This is a genomic window from Mesorhizobium sp. WSM4815, assembly GCF_055811575.1.
The window spans coordinates 49,766-67,294 of record NZ_JBVVQS010000097.1 but is presented as its reverse complement, the minus strand read 5'-3'; the positions used below and the strand labels follow the sequence as shown (position 1 = coordinate 67,294).

15 protein-coding genes and 1 pseudogene are annotated in these 17,529 nt (G+C 61.4%); 12 read left to right on the top strand and 4 right to left on the bottom strand.

The genetic code is table 11. The annotated features are described in order from the left end of the window. Nucleotides 1-191: 191 nt before the first annotated feature. The 11 genes from AC0L2B_RS19985 to AC0L2B_RS19935 all read left to right on the top strand — a co-directional run bounded on the left by AC0L2B_RS19985 (nt 192) and on the right by AC0L2B_RS19935 (nt 12,124). Nucleotides 192-1,358: an FAD-dependent monooxygenase gene (locus AC0L2B_RS19985; protein WP_473746562.1), complete on the top strand. Its 1,167-nt coding sequence runs from the start codon at nt 192-194 to the stop codon at nt 1,356-1,358. Between the two features lie 229 nt (nt 1,359-1,587). After that, complete coding sequence (locus AC0L2B_RS19980; RefSeq protein ID WP_473746561.1) at nt 1,588-4,104, top strand: heavy metal translocating P-type ATPase; 2,517 nt, start codon at nt 1,588-1,590, stop codon at nt 4,102-4,104. Nucleotides 4,105-4,113: 9 nt separating this feature from the next. Next, nucleotides 4,114-4,512 carry a Cu(I)-responsive transcriptional regulator gene (cueR, locus tag AC0L2B_RS19975; protein WP_091593879.1) on the top strand — a complete coding sequence of 133 codons (399 nt, stop codon included), beginning with the start codon at nt 4,114-4,116 and terminating at the stop codon, nt 4,510-4,512. Further along, nucleotides 4,509-5,069, top strand: coding sequence for a cytochrome c (locus tag AC0L2B_RS19970; RefSeq protein ID WP_027151848.1), 561 nt, complete (start codon nt 4,509-4,511; stop codon nt 5,067-5,069). Before cueR ends, AC0L2B_RS19970 begins: the two co-directional genes overlap by 4 nt. A gap of 66 nt (nt 5,070-5,135) precedes the next feature. Next, on the top strand, nt 5,136-7,139 hold the full coding sequence (locus tag AC0L2B_RS19965) for a multicopper oxidase domain-containing protein (protein ID WP_473746560.1): 2,004 nt from the start codon (nt 5,136-5,138) through the stop codon (nt 7,137-7,139). Between the two features lie 26 nt (nt 7,140-7,165). Further along, entirely contained in the window at nt 7,166-7,603 is a 438-nt protein-coding gene (locus AC0L2B_RS19960; protein ID WP_473746559.1) for a YqaA family protein, read from the top strand. Nucleotides 7,604-7,768: 165 nt separating this feature from the next. Beyond that, nucleotides 7,769-8,134: a hypothetical protein gene (locus AC0L2B_RS19955; protein WP_473746558.1), complete on the top strand. Its 366-nt coding sequence runs from the start codon at nt 7,769-7,771 to the stop codon at nt 8,132-8,134. Between the two features lie 315 nt (nt 8,135-8,449). Next, entirely contained in the window at nt 8,450-9,907 is a 1,458-nt protein-coding gene (locus AC0L2B_RS19950; RefSeq protein ID WP_473746557.1) for a TolC family protein, read from the top strand. 17 nt (nt 9,908-9,924) lie between these two features. Beyond that, nucleotides 9,925-11,283, top strand: coding sequence for a multicopper oxidase family protein (locus AC0L2B_RS19945; RefSeq protein ID WP_473746556.1), 1,359 nt, complete (start codon nt 9,925-9,927; stop codon nt 11,281-11,283). Between the two features lie 42 nt (nt 11,284-11,325). Next, nucleotides 11,326-11,814, top strand: coding sequence for a cupredoxin domain-containing protein (locus AC0L2B_RS19940; protein ID WP_473746555.1), 489 nt, complete (start codon nt 11,326-11,328; stop codon nt 11,812-11,814). A gap of 25 nt (nt 11,815-11,839) precedes the next feature. Further along, the gene (locus AC0L2B_RS19935; RefSeq protein ID WP_473746554.1) at nt 11,840-12,124 is read left to right on the top strand and encodes a copper-binding protein; all 285 of its coding nucleotides are present in this window, start codon (nt 11,840-11,842) and stop codon (nt 12,122-12,124) included. Between the two features lie 127 nt (nt 12,125-12,251). On the opposite strand, the pseudogene AC0L2B_RS19930 reads toward AC0L2B_RS19935, so the two are convergent. Both AC0L2B_RS19930 and AC0L2B_RS19925 read right to left on the bottom strand, forming a co-directional pair. Continuing rightward, nucleotides 12,252-12,451, bottom strand: a pseudogene (locus AC0L2B_RS19930) (histidine kinase dimerization/phospho-acceptor domain-containing protein); the annotation flags it as partial. Between the two features lie 23 nt (nt 12,452-12,474). After that, nucleotides 12,475-13,035 carry a hypothetical protein gene (locus AC0L2B_RS19925; RefSeq protein WP_473746553.1) on the bottom strand — a complete coding sequence of 187 codons (561 nt, stop codon included), beginning with the start codon at nt 13,033-13,035 and terminating at the stop codon, nt 12,475-12,477. Between the two features lie 460 nt (nt 13,036-13,495). On the opposite strand from AC0L2B_RS19925, the gene AC0L2B_RS19920 reads away from it, so the two are divergent. Further along, complete coding sequence (locus AC0L2B_RS19920) at nt 13,496-13,933, top strand: YqaA family protein (RefSeq protein ID WP_473746552.1); 438 nt, start codon at nt 13,496-13,498, stop codon at nt 13,931-13,933. Nucleotides 13,934-14,939: 1,006 nt separating this feature from the next. Here the strand turns inward: AC0L2B_RS19920 and AC0L2B_RS19915 are convergent. Next, nucleotides 14,940-15,629, bottom strand: coding sequence for a gamma-glutamylcyclotransferase (locus AC0L2B_RS19915; RefSeq protein ID WP_473746551.1), 690 nt, complete (start codon nt 15,627-15,629; stop codon nt 14,940-14,942). A gap of 259 nt (nt 15,630-15,888) precedes the next feature. Beyond that, nucleotides 15,889-17,394, bottom strand: coding sequence for a winged helix-turn-helix domain-containing tetratricopeptide repeat protein (locus AC0L2B_RS19910; protein ID WP_473746550.1), 1,506 nt, complete (start codon nt 17,392-17,394; stop codon nt 15,889-15,891). Between the last annotated feature and the right edge of the window lie 135 nt (nt 17,395-17,529).

Genomic DNA, 17,529 nt, shown 5'->3' with positions numbered 1-17,529 from the left:
GTTATTTAGCGCCTGTAACACGGGTTCGCGAATCTCGGACGCGATCGTCAGAGCTCCAGGGCGTCGGTACGCCACACCGCAGACCTCCCTTCGAGTGAAATTGGAGAAGGCGTTAGCCGCCTGTTTCCTCGGGAACACTTTGGTCTCGCAAAGTGTTTTGCCGCGTGGCAAAGGCGAAAGGGAGCGTGAACATGCGCGCAGTCATCATTGGTGCAGGCATCGCCGGACTTGCAGTTGCCAAGGGCCTGCGACTCCTCGGATGGGAGACCGAGATTTACGAGCAGGCGAGCGAACTGAAACCTCTGGGTGCGGGTCTCAGTCTCAGCGCCAATGCGCTTCGTGCCCTTCGTACGCTCGGGCTCTACGAAGCGGTTGTGGCCGAGGCGCAGCCAATACACAGGCTCGATCTTCTCGACGACAAGGGACAAGTTCTCCAATCCACGGATTTTCAGCGCTTCAGTCAGAAATATGGTCACCTCAGCATGGCCGTGCTGCATCGTGGCGATCTCCACAAGGCCCTTCTTTCGGAACTACCACGTTCTATCATCCGCACCGAAATGGAATGCGTGGATGCTCGGCAGGTTGGCGACAACATCGCCCTGCGCTTTGCGAATGGGGAGATCGTGGAAAGCGAGCTGGTGCTCGCTTGCGATGGCATTCACTCCGCGGTTCGTAGAGCGTTGTTTCCCCAATCGCGCGAGCATTTCGCCCGCTACGCTTGCTGGCGCGCGATCGCGCCGGGTTTCCTGCAAGGAATGGACCCGGCGCGTCTTACCGAAAGCTGGGGGGCCGGAAAACGCATCGGTCTGGCCGCGATCCCCGGCGAAAGGGTCTACTGGTTTGCCTGCTGTGGCGCCGATCGCCTGGACGACCCCGAGTTGGCTCAGGCAGATCTTGCCGGAGTGCAGGCAATGTTTTCCGGATTTCACGAGCCAATCCCGGAGGTCCTCGATCGGACCCCGGCAGATTCACTGATCTGGACGGATATTCACGATCTCGATCCAATGCCCTCGTTCACGTGCGGACGAGCGGTTTTGCTTGGCGACGCCGCGCATGCGGTGACGCCCGATCTGGGACAAGGCGCCGGACTTGCCATGGAAGACGCGGCCGTTCTTGCTGCGTTGTTCGGGCGACTTCCGGCCGACCGGGCCATCCGCGAGTATGACAAACGCCGTCTCGACAGGGCACATAGGGTCGCGGCTGAATCACGCCTCTATGCCAAAGTGGCGCAGTGGCAGAACCCGCTTGTCGTCCCGCTACGCAACTTGCTGGTAAAGAGCATACCGGAGCGTTTCATGGACCGGCAGCTCGAGGCGGTTCTCGATATAGATTTCGAGCCTGTCAGGAACGCCGCCTAGCGCCGGCGATTAAACGCACACCAATCGTCCAATTTTTCTTGTCGGCGGCATAGTGGCCAAGGCCCTGGCGGCAGGTGAAGGGGCGCCCATCTCATCCTGCGGCAGCCCACAGGGGGACACGCTGGCCATATCGCGGCGGAAGTAAGCGATCATTTTGCAGAAAGCCACTTGACCTTCCAGTAACTGGAAACCGTAGGTGGAAGGGGAGTTGCCCATTTAGGAGTGCCCCATGATCGACCGTCACGATGATGCCACCCACACCGACGCATCGCATGGCTCGTGCTGTTCCTCGCACGCGCCGGCCGCTGCCTCAATCGTCGTCACTCGCGATCCAGTGTGCGGCATGACAGTCGATCCAGCGGCGGGAAAGCCGTCAGCGACCTTGGGCGGCCACAGCTATCATTTCTGTTCGGAAGGCTGCCGGACCAAGTTCCAGAAGGAGCCAGAAGCCTTTCTGAATGCGACCGATCCGGTTTGCGGGATGAAAGTCGAGCGCGCCACGGCGAAGCATTTCGTGCGGCATGAGGGCAAGGGTTTTTACTTCTGCTCCGCCGGGTGCAAAGCCAAGTTCGAGGCCGATCCTCAGAAATATCTGAGCGGCCAGCCAGCGCCGGAGCCGATGCCGAAGGGCACGCAATATACTTGCCCGATGCATCCCGAGATTGTCCGCGACAAGGCCGGCTCCTGCCCAATCTGCGGCATGGCGCTGGAGCCGATGGGCGTGCCGACCGGCGACGAAGGTCCCAATCCGGAACTCGTCGACTTCACCCGCCGCTTTCGGGTAAGTGCCGTCCTGTCGATCCCGCTGCTTCTGATCACCATGGGACCGATGCTGGGCCTGCCGTTCCGCGACTGGCTCGGCGAACATCCGGCAGCCTGGATTGAGTTGGCGCTGGCGACCCCGGTGGTGCTCTGGGCGGCGATCCCCTTCTTCCATCGCGGCTGGGAGTCGATCGTCAACCGCAGTCCGAACATGTGGACGCTGATCTCGATCGGCGTCGGCACCGCCTATGTCTACAGCGTCGTGGCGACGTTGTTCCCGGATATCTTCCCGCACCAGTTTCGCGGCCACGGTGGCACGGTTCCGGTCTATTTCGAGGCAGCCGCAGTAATCGTCGCGCTGGTCTTTCTCGGCCAGGTGCTGGAACTGAAGGCAAGGGAGCGCACTGGCTCCGCCATCCGCGCACTGCTCGACCTGGCGCCGAAGACGGCACGGCGGATCGGGGCGGACGGTTCTGAGACGGATGTGCCGCTCGAGGAAGTGCAGGCCGGCGAGCGGCTCCGCGTGCGGCCCGGCGACAGTGTGCCGGTCGACGGCACGGTGCTCGAAGGCCGCTCCTCGGTCGACGAATCGATGCTGAGCGGCGAACCTGTCCCCGTCGAGAAGACGCAAGGCGACTTTGTGACCGGCGGCACGCTCAACAAGAACGGAACGCTGGTCATGCGCGCCGAAAAGGTCGGCGCCGATACGATGCTGTCGCGCATCGTCGAAATGGTTGCCAACGCGCAGCGCAGCAGAGCGCCCATCCAGGGACTTGCCGACCGCGTCTCCTATTACTTCGTGCCTACTGTCGTTCTGGTCGCCATCGTCGCCTTCATCGTCTGGGCCATCTATGGGCCTCAGCCGAGCATGGTCTTCGCCATCGTTTCGGCCGTCTCGGTGCTGATCATCGCCTGTCCCTGCGCGCTTGGGTTGGCGACGCCAATGTCGATTATGACCGCCACGGGACGCGGCGCGCAGGCTGGCGTGCTGATCAAGGAGGCCGAAGCGCTGGAGCGCTTCTCCAAGGTCGACACGCTGATCGTCGACAAGACCGGCACGCTGACCGAGGGCAAGCCCAAGTTGACCGACGTCGTCGGGTTCGATGGCTTTGACGAGGCCGAACTTCTCGGCCTTGCCGCCAGCCTCGAGAAGGGTTCGGAGCACCCGCTTGCCGAGGCGATCGTCGATGGCGCGCGGGAGCGCGGCGCGACCGTCGAAGACGCAGCGGATTTCGAGGCCGTCACGGGCAAGGGCGTCACGGGAACGGTCAAGGGCCGCGCCGTTTCGCTCGGCAATCAGGCGCTGATGGACGATCTGGGCATCGGCCTGGAGGTGGCGAAGGAGCGTGCCGACGCGCTGCGTTCCGACGGCAAGACGGTGATGTTCGTCGCGGCCGACGGCAGGCTTGCCGGTTTCGTCGCCGTGGCCGATCCGATCAAGGCGACGACGGTGGAAGCGATCCGCGCCCTGCATGACAGCGGACTCAGGATCATCATGGCGACGGGCGACAACGAGCGCACAGCGAAAGCGGTGGCGGCGAAGCTCGGCATCGACGAGGTGCGCGCCGACATGCTGCCGGAGAGCAAGAAGGCGCTGATCGACGAACTGCATGCGAAGGGCGCGGGCGTCGCGATGGCCGGCGACGGCGTCAACGACGCACCGGCGCTGGCGGCGGCCGATGTCGGCATCGCCATGGGAACCGGCGCCGACGTGGCGGTCGAGAGCGCCGGCATCACGCTGGTCAAGGGCGACCTCAACGGCATCGTCCGGGCGCGGCGGCTGTCGCAGGCGACGATCCGTAACATCAAGCAGAACCTGTTCTTCGCCTTCGTCTACAACGCACTCGGCGTGCCGGTAGCGGCGGGCATCCTCTACCCGATCTTCGGCACGCTGCTGTCACCGATGATCGCGGCAGCGGCAATGAGCCTTTCGTCAGTTTCCGTGATCGGAAACGCGCTGCGACTTCGTTCCTTGAAGCTTTGAGGTCAGACCATGAACATAGGAACTGCTGCAGAACAGTCCGGCCTGCCGCCAAAGACCATCCGATACTACGAAGACATCGGTCTTCTCAGGCCTGATCGCGCCGACAACGGGTACAGGGACTATTCGATGGCCGACGTGCATCGCCTGCGCTTCCTGCAGCGATCACGCAGCCTAGGCTTCTCGGTCGAGGAATGCCGCCAGCTCCTTTCGCTCTACGGCGACAAGGAGCGCGAAAGCGCGGATGTGAAGGCCATAGCGGAAGCCAAGCTCGCCGAAATCAACCGGAAACTTGCGGAACTCGCCGGGCTGCGGGACATGCTTCGGCATCTGGCCGACCATTGCAACGGCGATGACCGACCTGATTGCCCGATCATCGACGGGCTTGCTGGACACGGCACGGTTCAGTGAGGCGCGTCCCCATCATTGCAGCAGTCCTTGTCATCGCCGGGATCGCCGCCGGGACGGCGCTCCCGAAGACAGCCGTCGCCCCAGTCGTCGCCGAGCGCCAAGCGTCGATGAAGGCGATGGCGAGCGCCGCCAAGACCATCTCCGAAATTTTTGCCGGCAAGGTGGCCTACGATGCCGCAGCCTTCAAGGCGGCAACCGAAACCATTCGCCGCCGGTCCGGAAGTGCCATGGTAGACGCATTTCCAGCGGACTCGCTTGGTGAACCCTCGGCCGCTAAGGCGGATATCGGTCAGTCCCAAGAAGAATTCGCCGCGCTCGCTCGCCATCTCGAAAGCCTGGCTGCGGCGCTGTCAGATGCGGCTGACGATGCGCCCGAAGGCATTACGGAAGCCATGAGGATGAAACCCGGAATGGCAATGGGCAGCAGCCTGCTCGGAAAACGGGCTGGCGGCGCGGCCGATTCCGATCCTTCGAAGATCCCAGCCGAACACGTATTCCATCTGATGCTGCAGAACTGCACGAACTGCCACGCCAAGTTCAGGGAGAAACGGCAGTAGGCAAGGCATCGACTTCACCCGATGCCGGACTAGGTGACATTGACGACAATCGACAGGAATCCTGCAATGTTCGTACAGCCCGTCGACTACTTCCTCGCAGTCTGGTTCGTTCTGGCGGGCCTGAGCACGGCCTATGTTGCGTGGGACCAGTTCCGCAACAACCCCGAACCCGTGGTGATGAAATGGGGTTTCATCCTGGTCACGCTTTATATGGGGCCGCTGGGGCTGCTGATCTACGTGCTGGCCGACAAGGAGCCTCGGCCAGGCGAACATGAGGCGTTCACCAAACCGCTCTGGAAGCAAGGCGTCGGCTCGACGATCCACTGCGTCGCCGGAGACACCACCGGCATCATCCTTGCTGCGGCAATCACCGCCGCTCTCGGGCTGCCGATGTGGATCGATCTTGTTGTCGAGTACGTTGCCGGTTTCGCATTCGGCCTGTTCATCTTCCAGTCGCTGTTCATGAAATCGATGATGGGCGGCACCTACTGGGAGAATGTCCGCAAGAGCTTCATGCCGGAATTCATCAGCATGAATTTCATGATGGCGGGCATGGCGCCGATCATGAGCTTCCTGATGATGGGCAGCGACATGCGGGCCATGGAACCGACCGAGCTCCTGTTCTGGGGCGTGATGTCGTTCGGCGTGATCGTTGGATTCGTCACCGCATATCCCGCCAACATATGGATGGTGGCCCGTGGACTGAAGCACGGGCTGATGACCGAACGCGAACCGGAGCTCGACAAGGCAAGGGAAGGCAGGCGCGAGCACGCACATAGCGGCGCGAAAGCCGGGATGGTGGGGCAACACGCTTACGCCCGCCTCGATGAACATGCCAAGCCCAGACATGCCAACCCAGGCGGCAATCCCGGGCCTGGCCATCATGGATCCGGCCATGGCTCCTCCCACGGCGATGGGGGAGGAGGGTCGCGTGGTTCGCATGGCGGTCACGACGGTATGGAACCCGATGCAACTGTGCCGCAACTCGCGGCCTTCGGCGGCGTGTCCGTACTCGCGCTGGCGCTCGGCATGATCGCTCCGGCCAACTGGGTGAACCTCGCCCTCAGCGCGCGAGACGTAGGCGGCGCCATCATGCCGCCCGGCATGATCATGGACCGCGACACGCCGGCTGCAGCGATGCTGGACATGGCCGCCGTGCATCCTCGCCTGATCACGGCCAGCCATGGCTTGGAGGTTCGCGGCGACCGGGAACTGGAAGCCAGGATGGAGAACGGGGTAAAGGTGTTCGACCTGGAAACCTCGGTCATCCGCTGGGCGATCTTGCCGGACGTGAAAGTCGACGCCTATGCGATCAACGGCCAGGTTCCCGGCCCACGGCTGCATATCCGGCAAGGCGATCGGGTGCGCATCAACGTCACGAATCGCCTGCCGGAGAGTACGACCATCCATTGGCACGGGTTGATCCTGCCGAACGAAATGGACGGCCCGGCCGAGATCACGCAGGAGCCGATCCCGCCCGGCGGCAGCTACCGATACGAATTTACGGCAGGCCAATCGGGAACCTACTTCTATCACTCGCATGACCATGTCGATCGCCAGCAGGCGCTCGGACTCTACGGTGCACTCATCATCGATCCCGCCAATCCCCAGGACGAGATTGCGGCAGACCACGACTATGTTATCCAGCTTCAGGAATGGCTGATGCGGGAGGGCCTGACTTTTCCGTCGATGCCGATGGACGGCGGGCAGCCGAATTATTTCACCATCAACGGCCGCTCCTATCCTTCGACGGACACGATCAGGATGAAGGTCGGCGAAACTCTGAAAGTGCGCTTCATCGGCACCAATAATGGGTTTATCCACCCGATGCACATCCACGGCGGTCCATTCGAAGTTGTCGCCCGCGACGGCGAGACTATCCCGGAGTCGGCACGATTCCTTGCCGACACAGTCAACGTCGGACCAGGGCAACGCTACGATGTCGTCTGGCAGGCACGTCGGCCCGGAAAATGGCTGATCCATTGCCATATCGGGCATCATACGACCAACAACAATGTCGAAGAGAAGGGCGGTGGCGGACTGATGGTCGTAATCGATGTGCAACCCTGAAGCCCGCTCCGCAAGGCGAAACGTAGATGGATATCCTTGCCATCTACGGCGGCCTGTTTGCTATTGCCTTCGCTGCGGCGACCATCCTCCCGGCGCAGTCGGAGGCCGCCCTTGCAGGGCTCCTCGCCATGGATGCCTTCTCGCCCGCAATGCTGGTTCTTGTCGCCGGCCTGGGCAACGTCCTGGGTTCTGTGGTGAACTGGGGTCTTGGTCGAGGGATCGAACGCTTCCGGGACAGGCCCTGGTTTCCGCTGCGCCCAGCGACGCTCAACCGCGCCACGAACTGGTATCGCCGTTATGGTAGATGGTCGCTCTTGTTAAGCTGGATGCCGATCGTCGGCGACCCGCTGACAGTGGTCGCTGGGGCTTTGCGCGAGCCGCTATGGAGCTTTGTCGCAATCGTCGGCGTCGCGAAGGTTTCGCGTTATCTGGTTGTCGCCGGAGCGGTGCTGGGCCTGATGTGAAATCGAAATGCAGACGCGTCGCAGCAGGCAGTAGCGTTCACTTTTGGTTGCGTTGCAACAAGCCTTACGCACGCGAACTTGACAAATCAGACGAACAATTGTCCCAAGGGCACGATGACGAATGTTGGTCGAATCTCGATCTTGGGAAACTTACCGCTCCGAGCAATGCTGGCGGTCGTATTCCTGGTCATGTCGGCTCTTCAGCCTGGTCTGTTTGCCACAGCCAACGCCACGGGTTTTCACGCGGGGGCGGATCTTCACGCCGGGGTGGATTTCCAGGCCGAGACACCCGCACACGACATGGGCCATTATGGCGCCACGGCGGACGACGCGGACACGTCGGAGCATCATCACGGCGACAAGCAATCCTCCGACAAGAGCTGTGAAGTCCATTGTGCACCGGCACATGCGGTGCCGGTCGAATGCCCTGACCTGGAGCCTGTTGTCTCCCGCTGCTTTGCGTCGGTCGTTGCCGTGACTTTGCCGCTTGGCGAATACGCAGCGCTGATAAGGCCCCCCAAACACACCTGAACTGACGCGCCCTCTTCGGGCGTTCGCGCGCAGCGTCGGGAATCCGTTCCCGCGCGGCCAAACGCATACGTCATGCTTCAGGTATACAATGAAAATCGCAAGCTCCGCGATGCTCGCATCGCTGTTAGTTGCCGGATGTGCGGCGACCACACCCCCGGACATCCTTCCCACCTTCAATCCGGCCGATCCGGCAATGGGCGTCCGTGATGCGCACTACCACCCGGTCGTCGTTTATAGCCACCGGGAGCCAGTGGATCCGCAGAATTGGCGGCGCCTTAATGAAGAACGCTCCCCTGCGAACCCGGGAGCCGGATCATGAAGCGCCGGCTCCTGACCATGGTTGCGCTGGTAACCATCCCGCTGATCGCTGCCGGATGCACGACCAGCGGGGCGCTCAATGGCATCTCAGCCCCCATGGCCGGCTTCACGACAGTCGCGGCGCGTGCCGAATCCGTGACCGGCAAGCAAACCGTCTGGGTGCAGTCCAGCGAGGAAGCGCGGACGGTCTCGGAGCGCGTGAAGCGACTCGTCCAGAAGAAGACGATCGGCCCGGACACCGCGGTGCAGGTCGCCTTGCTCAACAACAAGGGCCTGCAGGCCGCCTACGCCGAGATCGGCTTGTCGGCGGCCGACATGTGGCAGGAATCGATGCTCGTCAATCCGACGATCTCGGTCGGCATGATCGGCGTCGATCCTGTGCGGACGATTGAAGGAGCGGTGGTCAGCAACATCCTTGCGCTCGCGACCCATAAGCGGCGCGTCGCAGTCGCGGATGCGCGTTTCCGTCAGGCTCAGCTCCGCGCCGCCGAAGAAACGTTACGTCTGGCCGCGGACACGCGGCGGGCCTGGATCAATGCTGTCTCGGCCTGGGAGAGCGTTTCCTATCTGAACAAGGCGCAAGCCGCCGCCGACGCTGCCTCCGAACTCGCTCAAAAACTTGGAGAGACGGGCGCCTTCACAAAGACCGGCCAAGCCCGCGAACACGTCTTTTATGCCGAGATCACCGGTCAGGCGGCGGAGGCGCGGCTCGCCGCCCGCACCGCCAAGGAAGAGCTCACCCGGCTGATGGGTCTATGGGGACCGGACGTCGATTACTCGGTCCCCAACATGCTTCCAGCCTTGCCGAAAGGCGCCAAGGCCAAACGCGCGATCGAGGCGGAGGCGCTAAGAAATCGCGTCGACCTCGAGATCGCGAAACTTGAGCTGGAAGCGCTGGCGAAATCCTACGGTCTGACCGAGGCGACGCGCTACGTCAGCGATCTGGAACTGCTTTCCGGCGTGGAGGTGGAACGCGAGGAGGCCGAGGAGGGCGGAACCGAGACGAGTGTCTCACCCACTCTCGAGCTCGAGTTCGTCATTCCGATTTTCGACACCGGCAAGGCACGCATGCGCAAGGCCGAACTTGCCTACATGCAAGCTGCAAATCGGATGGCGGAAAAGGCGGTCAACATCCGGTCGGAGGCCAGATCCGCCTATGACGCCTACCGTTCGACTTACGACATTGCCCGGCACTATCGCAACAATGCCGTGCCGCTGCGAACAAAGATCGAGGCGGAGTCGCTCCTCACCTACAACGGCATGATCACCAACACGTTCGAGCTGCTGGCGGACACACGCGCGAAAATCAGCTCGATCATGCTTTCCCTCAACGCCAAGCGCAATTTCTGGCTGGCCGACGTCAATCTCGGGACCGCCATCCACGGTGGCGGCGCAGGCTCGCCCGGCGGCGGCGACGCACCGGCAGCAGCCGAAGCGGGCGCCGAAGGCCACTGAACCTCAAGGAGAAGAAAATGCTTTCAAGACGTCAGTTGCTTGGCGCGGGAGCCCTGCTCGCCGGCGCCACTGCATGGACCAAAACGTCCGCGATGGGGCTGCCCGACGCTGCAATCATGGAGTCCCCTGACATGCAGCCTCCGATCTTCCCAACGAGCGGACCGGACTACCAGCCGGTCGTGACGCTCAACGGCTGGACCCTTCCGCATCGCATGAACAACGGCGTGAAGGAGTTCCATCTGGTGGCCGAGCCGGTCGAGCGCGAGATGTCGCCCGGCATGACTGCCTATCTCTGGGGCTACAACGGTCAATCTCCCGGCCCGACCATAGAGGCGGTCGAGGGCGATCGAGTCCGCATCTTCGTAACAAACAAGCTGCCGGAGCACACGACGATCCATTGGCACGGCATGATCCTGCCCAACGGCATGGACGGAGTGACCGGTCTAACCCAGCCCGGCATCCCGCCCGGCAAGACCTTCGTCTACGAGTTCGACCTCGTGAAGAGCGGCACATTCATGTACCACCCGCACGCCGACGAAATGGTCCAGATGGCCATGGGCATGATGGGCTTCTTCGTCATTCATCCCAAAGACCCGAAGTTCATGCGCGTGGACCGCGATTTCGTATTCCTGCTGAACGCTTTCGACATCGAACCGGGGTCGTACGTCCCGCGCATCATGGAGATGACGGATTTCAATCTCTGGGCATGGAACAGCCGCGTTTTTCCGGGGATCAGCCATCTTCCAGTGGCGAAAAACGACCGGGTCAGGGTCCGGGTGGGCAACCTGACCATGACCAATCATCCGATCCACATGCATGGCTACGATTTCGAGGTGACCTGCACCGATGGCGGCTGGGTCCGGCCGGAGGCGCGGTGGCCGGAGGTGTCGATCGACATCCCCGTCGGCGCCATGCGGGCATATGAGTTCGAAGCCAAATATGAGGGCGACTGGGCAATCCATTGCCATAAGTCGCACCACACAATGAACGCGATGGGCCACGACGTGCCGACGTACATCGGCGTCGACAACTCCAAAGTCACCGACAAAATCCGCCGGGTCCAGCCCGATTACATGGCCATGGGTGACCGCGGCATGGCCGACATGGGCGAGATGGAGATGCCGCTTCCCGACAACACGATCCCGATGATGACCGGCTGGGGCCAATTCGGCGCCATCGAGATGGGCGGCATGTTCTCGGTCGTGAAGGTTCGCGAGGGCCTCGCCTCGAACGATTATGCCGATCCGGGCTGGTACCAGCACCCGGAGGGAACCGTGGCTTACGAGTGGAAGGGGGATGTCCCCGCTCCGACGAAATCAGGCGACGCAAAAACGATGGCCCCGGCAGCGCACGGCGGTCACGGCAAACAGCGATGAGAACCGAAACCCCTCAACCTCAACCATGAGAGAAAGTGCAGCATGAAACATATAATCGCAGCGACCGTTTTGATGGCGGTCAGTTCGGGAGCAGCTCTTGCCGGTGGAACCCACGCTGGAGGCCATGGCGACAAAGCCGCCACGATGCCGATCGGCAGCCCTGGCGAGGCTGGCAAGGCAAAGCGGACCATCAAGATCTCAATGTCGGAGAAGGACGACGGAAAAATGTTGTTCCAGCCGGCCGTGCTCAAGGTGAAGAAGGGCGAGACCGTTCGCCTGGAGTTCGTCAACAAGGGCCAAGTCGACCACGAATTCGTCATGGACGTCCATGACGGGATCATGGAGCACAAGGCGCTGATGGAGAAATTCCCCGAGATGGAGCACGCCGATCCCAATTCGATCCGGCTGGCGCCCGGCGCCAGAGGCGAGATCATCTGGACGTTCGCCAACGCCGGCGAATTCGGCTTCGCCTGCCTGATCCCGGGTCACTACGATTCCGGCATGAAGGGCGATATCACCGTCGCCCACTAACCCCCAAATCGCAAAGGAAGCAGTCATGAAGATATTGATAAGAGCTTTCTCGACCCTCGCGCTCGCGCTCGCCATCGGCGGGAGCGCGTTCGCACAGGAATACGTGAAAGGCGAAGTCGTCAAAGTCGACGCCAAGCAGAAAAAGCTGACGATCAAGCATGAGCCGCTGACCAATCTCGACATGCCAGCGATGACGATGGTGTTCGTCGTCGCGGAGGGCGGCATGATCGAGAAGGTCAAAGCGGGTCAGGCAATCGAGTTTGCAGCCGACCGCGTCAACGGGCGCATCACGGTCACCGATATCAAGTGATCCACGACTAGCGCCGCGGGTTGCAAATCAACCCGCGGCCGCCGTCCGATCAGGCAAAAACGCGCTTCATGACGAGGGGGCCGCGCAGAATGTTATCCAGAGATTCTCTTTCCAATCGTCAGGTGCCCTCGCGCGCGAAGGCGAGCGCTGCTTCCGTCACCGTCTGAATTTCCTCGATGGTCTTCAGCATTTTTCCTGGAGATCGTGATCCTGGACGAACTCGGCGCGCAGCCGGGTCAGCGGCGTGCGCAGGTCGTGGCTGATCGTCGCCAGCATGCGCGTGCGGTCCTCGACGAAACGCTGCAGGCGCTCCTGCATGCGGTTGAGCGGGCGTGCCTGTCGCTTTGGGATCATCGTCCTATTCTCAAGACCACTTTTCGCCCATCGGAAAGGATTCCTGTTCCTGTGCCAGCTGGAGGTTGTCTGCTGGTCAGCGAGAACACGAATCGGGTTGAGAGTTGCCCGCAAACCATCGTTCCTTCTCCACGCGAAAAGGTAAGATTGATGGTAGTTGTCCCTCGGCATTCGACCCCGGTATTGGTCTGCCCGCGAATAGTTCCGCGCCGTGTGATGCTGTTGACGGCAGCCGTCCCGGAAAAGGAGAGCGTCCCATCAATAGTCTGACCGGAGACTGGTGCCGTAATGATGAGCGGGTTTTGCGCCTGCGCGTAGCCGGCAGCGTAGCCGACACCCCAGGCAATCAACATTGTCGCTAAGATCCGCCGGAAAGTACGGTGCATTTGGACGATTCCTGTTGAGACCGCTGCAGTGCAGACTGCGAGACGGTCATGCTCGGCCTTGCCTGCCAGTCGGTCGTGTCCCACCGCGTGGTGTAGGTCGGCGGTAGCGAAGCCGCTCGCGAGCGCGCCCTCAACAGCGCTGTAGCGAGCGAGCGGTGTAGCGGCGGTCATCGGTGTTCTTCAGTAGGGTTGAGTTGCTGACACAACCTGGTTCGAAGGAACCACCGATGACCAGCGACATGATGAACCTGCGCACGCTCGTAGAGAAGACCCCCCGACGCCGATATCCTGCGCGAGATGATCGGCTTTGCCGCCGAGCCGCTGATGGAGTTGGTAGCGGCCCTGCTTATGACTTGATCCTGCTACCGCATATCCGTGCCCCCTTAATGTTCAGAGGCCATTGGCGGAAGCTCTTGACCTTGCCAGCGACCGGAAGTCCTTATCCTGTGGTTTTGGAGCGATAGGGAAGGCGATGTCGCGTCTAGCAGCCGCGTCGGCCAGGAAAAGTGTTTATCAATCCCGGATATCGGGCACCATGCGAACTACAACAATGTTGAGGGAAAGGCGGTGGCGGACTCATGGTCGTGATCGATGTGCAACCCTGAAGCCCGCTCCGCAAGGCGAAACGTAGATGGATATCTTTGCCATCTACGGCGGCCTGTTTGCGATTGCCTTCGCGGCGGCGACCATCCTCCCGGCGCAGTCGGAGGCCGCCCTTGCAGGGCTTCTCGCCACCGGTTCCTTCTCGCCTGCAATGCTGGTTCTCGTCGCCAGCATAGGCAACATCCTGGGCTCGGCGGTGAACTGGGGGCTTGGTCGAGGGATCGAACGCTTCCGGGACAAGCCCTGGTTTCCGCTGCGTCCGGCGAGGCTCAACAACGCGGTGAAATGGTATCGCCGTTATGGAAAATGGTCGCTCCTGTTAAGCTGGATGCCGATCATCGGCGATCCACTGACCGTGGTCGCCGGGGTTTTGCGCGAGCCGCTATGGAGCTTTGTCGCAATCGTCGCCGTCGCGAAAGTTTCGCGTTATCTGGTTGTCGCCGGAGCGGTGCTCGGTCTGATGTGAAATCGAAACGGCAGCCATCGCAGCAGGCAGCTGCGTTCACCTTTGGTTGCACTGCAACAAAGCGTCCGCATGAAGAATGCTCCTCTTCGAACCCGCGAGCCGGATCACGATTCCCCGGCCCGTGACCATGGCCACGGTGGCGTCTGGAAATTTGGCAGCGCAGAGACTAGTTGGCCCCAGTACATTATTGGGACACAGATATACGGTAGCGATGAAAATCTATGACGCTCGACCCCGTGGCTGGACTCCCGCCCAGGGTGGGAAGTTGCCGTTCGTCTGGTCGATCGGAACGAGCAGGTAGCGCCATGCTCAGACATTCGCGGTGCTTCTCCAGAGCGGACGTTAGCTCATCGGTAGGAGTCGACCTGCGGACCATGCCTGATGGTAGATGTAGGGAACGGCGTGACCCCGAGGGCGGACGCGGTGGAGAGGTCCGGTATTTCGGCGAGGCGTTCCCCGCGCGTCGTCACCGGAACATCGTAGCCGTGAAGCCGAACCGTGACGGTCCCGTCATCGTGAACAAGGGTCACCTCGCCATCGTGATCGTGTCGCACGGCTTGGCTGAAGACCAAGGCCTATTCGATCGACGAATACGAACTTCTTGGCGTCGAGCGCGAGGCAGGCAAGCCGGCTTTCGCGCTCATGGCCGAGCGCGGCACGGACGCTATGTCGGCTCGGCTTTCATTACCTTGAACCGGGAGTTGCGCGAACGGCTCTGGAAACGGGTGCAGGAGCATGCAGGAGCCCCGCCAAACGGGATGAAACGGCCGGCGACGCAATGGTTCAAGCCGGGGCTGATCGGCCGCATGAAGCATCTCCGCGGCGAGGAGAATCTGCGCCATGCCTCGCTGCAGGATTTTCGGGAGGAAGACTAGGGTAAAACTCAGTCATTCTGGCTATGCCGCGAATGGCCGAGATGGGTTAGGCCCTGCCGTTTGAATCGGTCGGCGGCAACGAGCACAGAGCGCCAACTGCAGACGCTTGAAGAGATGTGCGCTCCGTTGGCTCAGAGAACGTTCCGCTCCGCCGGGTTTCGCTCTATCAACTCTGCCACAAGGCGTTGAAGTCGCCAGAGGTTGCGGTCGCGTATCCCCTTGGCTTCGAGGTGAGAAACCGTGTTGAGCAAGTACTCGGCCCCGGTGCCCCAATGACCGCAGGCCCGGGCCAGGACATCGGCAACTGCTTCAAGTGACTGACGACCGGCATAAAGAGGCGAGGCGCGGTTCATAACAAAGGTCAACGCCGGCGTGGCTCCCGAGGCGGTCTCGACCGTGATCCAGCGGGGCATGCTATTGGCCGGCTTGTAGGTGAACTCGCGTCGAAACAATTTGCCGAATTGGCGTTCGAGGTTGTCCTCTGGTAGGTCGTACAGGACGCCCCGGCATTGCCCTCCACGATCGAGGGCCATCATAAGGCCGGGCTGCTCTGGCGTGCCCCGAAAACGGGTCATGCGGAAGCAAAAAGCACGATGCCAACCCCGAGCAGCGCCTAGTTGCTCACCGATGTGCTCGATCTCCGGCTTCCAGATCAACGAGCCGTAAGCGAATAGGCGGGTCGGTGCCTTCGGGGCCGGATGAGCTCGGATCATTTGCTCGACCCAGCGGTCGTAGTCAGCATCGGTGTGTAGCTCGGCACCTGCCGTCAAACCCTGGTCTTGAACGACCTTGTGGACCCGCGCGACATGGTCCGCGGTCAAGGTCAGCTTTCTCCTTTGGCTTGGCATCCCGTGCTCCATCGGATCAGGATCGCGTATCCTTGGCAGATGCTACCGGCGTTGCAAGATACGAACCGACGCACGGCTTGAATGCGCCATTTGCTGACCTTCCTGTCGCTTCTCCAAAGCTGCCGTTCGTGCTTCGGGCGGTGTCGAACCCGAAGCCGACCAAGTGGAGTTACGGTCAAACGTCCCGAAATCGCGAACAGCTGTCATCCCCTCCCGCCGAGGACATGCGGCGCTATTCTGCCTGTGCGGATGCCTTCCTCACGCCTTCGACAAGATGCTCGATATCGGCAGCGTGCTCGAAGACAATGCCATTCTTGACGTAATCCAACGGGGAAAACCCTGCCACAGCGGCCGCGCCTAAGTGGTGCTTGGCGATTTGTAGTTCTCCCATCTGAGCGTAGCAGGCGGCGAGTCGGACGCGGGCACCGGGACCGAGCAGAGGCAATCTCTCAAGTTCTGTTGCCGCCGACCGATATTCACCGATTGAATACAGTGCCACAGACCGATCATAGTGGTACCAGTCCGGATGGACGGGATTGAGGCTAAGCGCCCGGTCTATCCAAGCCAGGCCATCAAGCGGCCTGCCGCGCATGGTCAGCAGATAGCCCATTTGACAAACGGTGTCGGCGTCATGAGGATTGAGGTCGAGCGAGCGTCTGACATGCTGTTCGGCGGCGTCGTGCTGCCTGAGATAAAGCCGAACGATAGCTAGAATTCGGTGACACCGCGGGTCTTCGGGGGCCAGCGTCACACCTTTGAGGGCGAGGTCGAGCGCCCCGGCAAGCACCTTCGTGGATGCCATGGCGTACCCGCCAATGATGACCTGCGACAGCGCCAGATAGGACTGTGCAACGCCGTAATGCGGGTCCTTTTCGATTGCTGCTTCAAACAACTGGCGAGCGTCCTCATTGTCTTGGGGCCGATAGCCGCGCAACGCCGCAATACCTCGAAGCACCAATTCATAGGCGGCAAGACTGTCAGTCGGCTTGCTCGACATCCGTTGCAGCCCGGCATCCTCCAGACGCGAGACGAGGCGGCTGACGATGCGATGCGCGATCTCGTTCTGGACGGAGAAAATCTCGGTATCTTGTGCCAGATATCGGTCACTCCAAAGCTGAACCCCACGGGAGGCCTCTGTCAGACGAACCCCGACGTCGAAAGTGCCGCCCAAGCGTTTGATATCGCCATCGACGAAGTAGTCGGCACCAAGCTTTTCGCCAAGCGTCCTCCACTCTTGGGCCGCTTCGCCGCTCACCGCGAAACTCGTGCTCCGTGCAAGCACCGTTACGGCCCTGAATCGACCCAAACCATTGAGAATGTCTTCAGCAATGCCGTCGGAGATCGCGGTTTCGGTCGGATCGTCGGTTCCATGGTGGAAGCGGAGAACGGCGACTGCTGGTGCGTCTGTTGTCAGGTCGGGTTCCGTTGCGACTGCCAGCATGTAACCTCGCCGGGAGACTGTGCGGACCAGCGCCTGCGCTTCATCCCCGAGGGCCTTTCTGATCTCGCGGACACACTGGGTCAGCGAATCTTCGGTGACCGTCACTTCCGGCCAGACTGCATCGAGAAGCTCCGACTTCGAAACCACACGGCCGGCATTTCGGACCAAGTGCGAAAGGAGGACCTGGGCTTTCGGCCGCAGAAAGATGATCTCACGGTCGTAAGACAACGCTCCGCTGCTGGGGTCGAAGCTGAACTTCCCCAGACGACAGGCTTGAGCTGACGCTTCGGTCGCCATCGAAAGCCGTGTTCCCGAATTGGCTAAGCCAAACCTTTATAGGCCAACGACCTGCAATTCGCATCAAGAAGGGAGGTCGGCTTGGCTCCGACGGACGTTCCAAGGAATGGTCGGTTTCAATGGCTGTCAATGCCG

What these genes read in the sequence shown, in the direction of transcription:
- AC0L2B_RS19985 (WP_473746562.1), top strand. Translation starts at nt 192, where the DNA reads ATGCGCGCAGTCATCATTGGTGCAGGCATCGCCGGACTTGCAGTTGCC.
- AC0L2B_RS19980 (WP_473746561.1), top strand. Translation starts at nt 1,588, where the DNA reads ATGATCGACCGTCACGATGATGCCACCCACACCGACGCATCGCATGGC.
- cueR (WP_091593879.1), top strand. Translation starts at nt 4,114, where the DNA reads ATGAACATAGGAACTGCTGCAGAACAGTCCGGCCTGCCGCCAAAGACC.
- AC0L2B_RS19965 (WP_473746560.1), top strand. Translation starts at nt 5,136, where the DNA reads ATGTTCGTACAGCCCGTCGACTACTTCCTCGCAGTCTGGTTCGTTCTG.
- AC0L2B_RS19960 (WP_473746559.1), top strand. Translation starts at nt 7,166, where the DNA reads ATGGATATCCTTGCCATCTACGGCGGCCTGTTTGCTATTGCCTTCGCT.
- AC0L2B_RS19955 (WP_473746558.1), top strand. Translation starts at nt 7,769, where the DNA reads ATGCTGGCGGTCGTATTCCTGGTCATGTCGGCTCTTCAGCCTGGTCTG.
- AC0L2B_RS19950 (WP_473746557.1), top strand. Translation starts at nt 8,450, where the DNA reads ATGAAGCGCCGGCTCCTGACCATGGTTGCGCTGGTAACCATCCCGCTG.
- AC0L2B_RS19945 (WP_473746556.1), top strand. Translation starts at nt 9,925, where the DNA reads ATGCTTTCAAGACGTCAGTTGCTTGGCGCGGGAGCCCTGCTCGCCGGC.
- AC0L2B_RS19940 (WP_473746555.1), top strand. Translation starts at nt 11,326, where the DNA reads ATGAAACATATAATCGCAGCGACCGTTTTGATGGCGGTCAGTTCGGGA.
- AC0L2B_RS19935 (WP_473746554.1), top strand. Translation starts at nt 11,840, where the DNA reads ATGAAGATATTGATAAGAGCTTTCTCGACCCTCGCGCTCGCGCTCGCC.
- AC0L2B_RS19925 (WP_473746553.1), bottom strand. Translation starts at nt 13,035, where the DNA reads ATGACCGCCGCTACACCGCTCGCTCGCTACAGCGCTGTTGAGGGCGCG.
- AC0L2B_RS19920 (WP_473746552.1), top strand. Translation starts at nt 13,496, where the DNA reads ATGGATATCTTTGCCATCTACGGCGGCCTGTTTGCGATTGCCTTCGCG.
- AC0L2B_RS19910 (WP_473746550.1), bottom strand. Translation starts at nt 17,394, where the DNA reads ATGGCGACCGAAGCGTCAGCTCAAGCCTGTCGTCTGGGGAAGTTCAGC.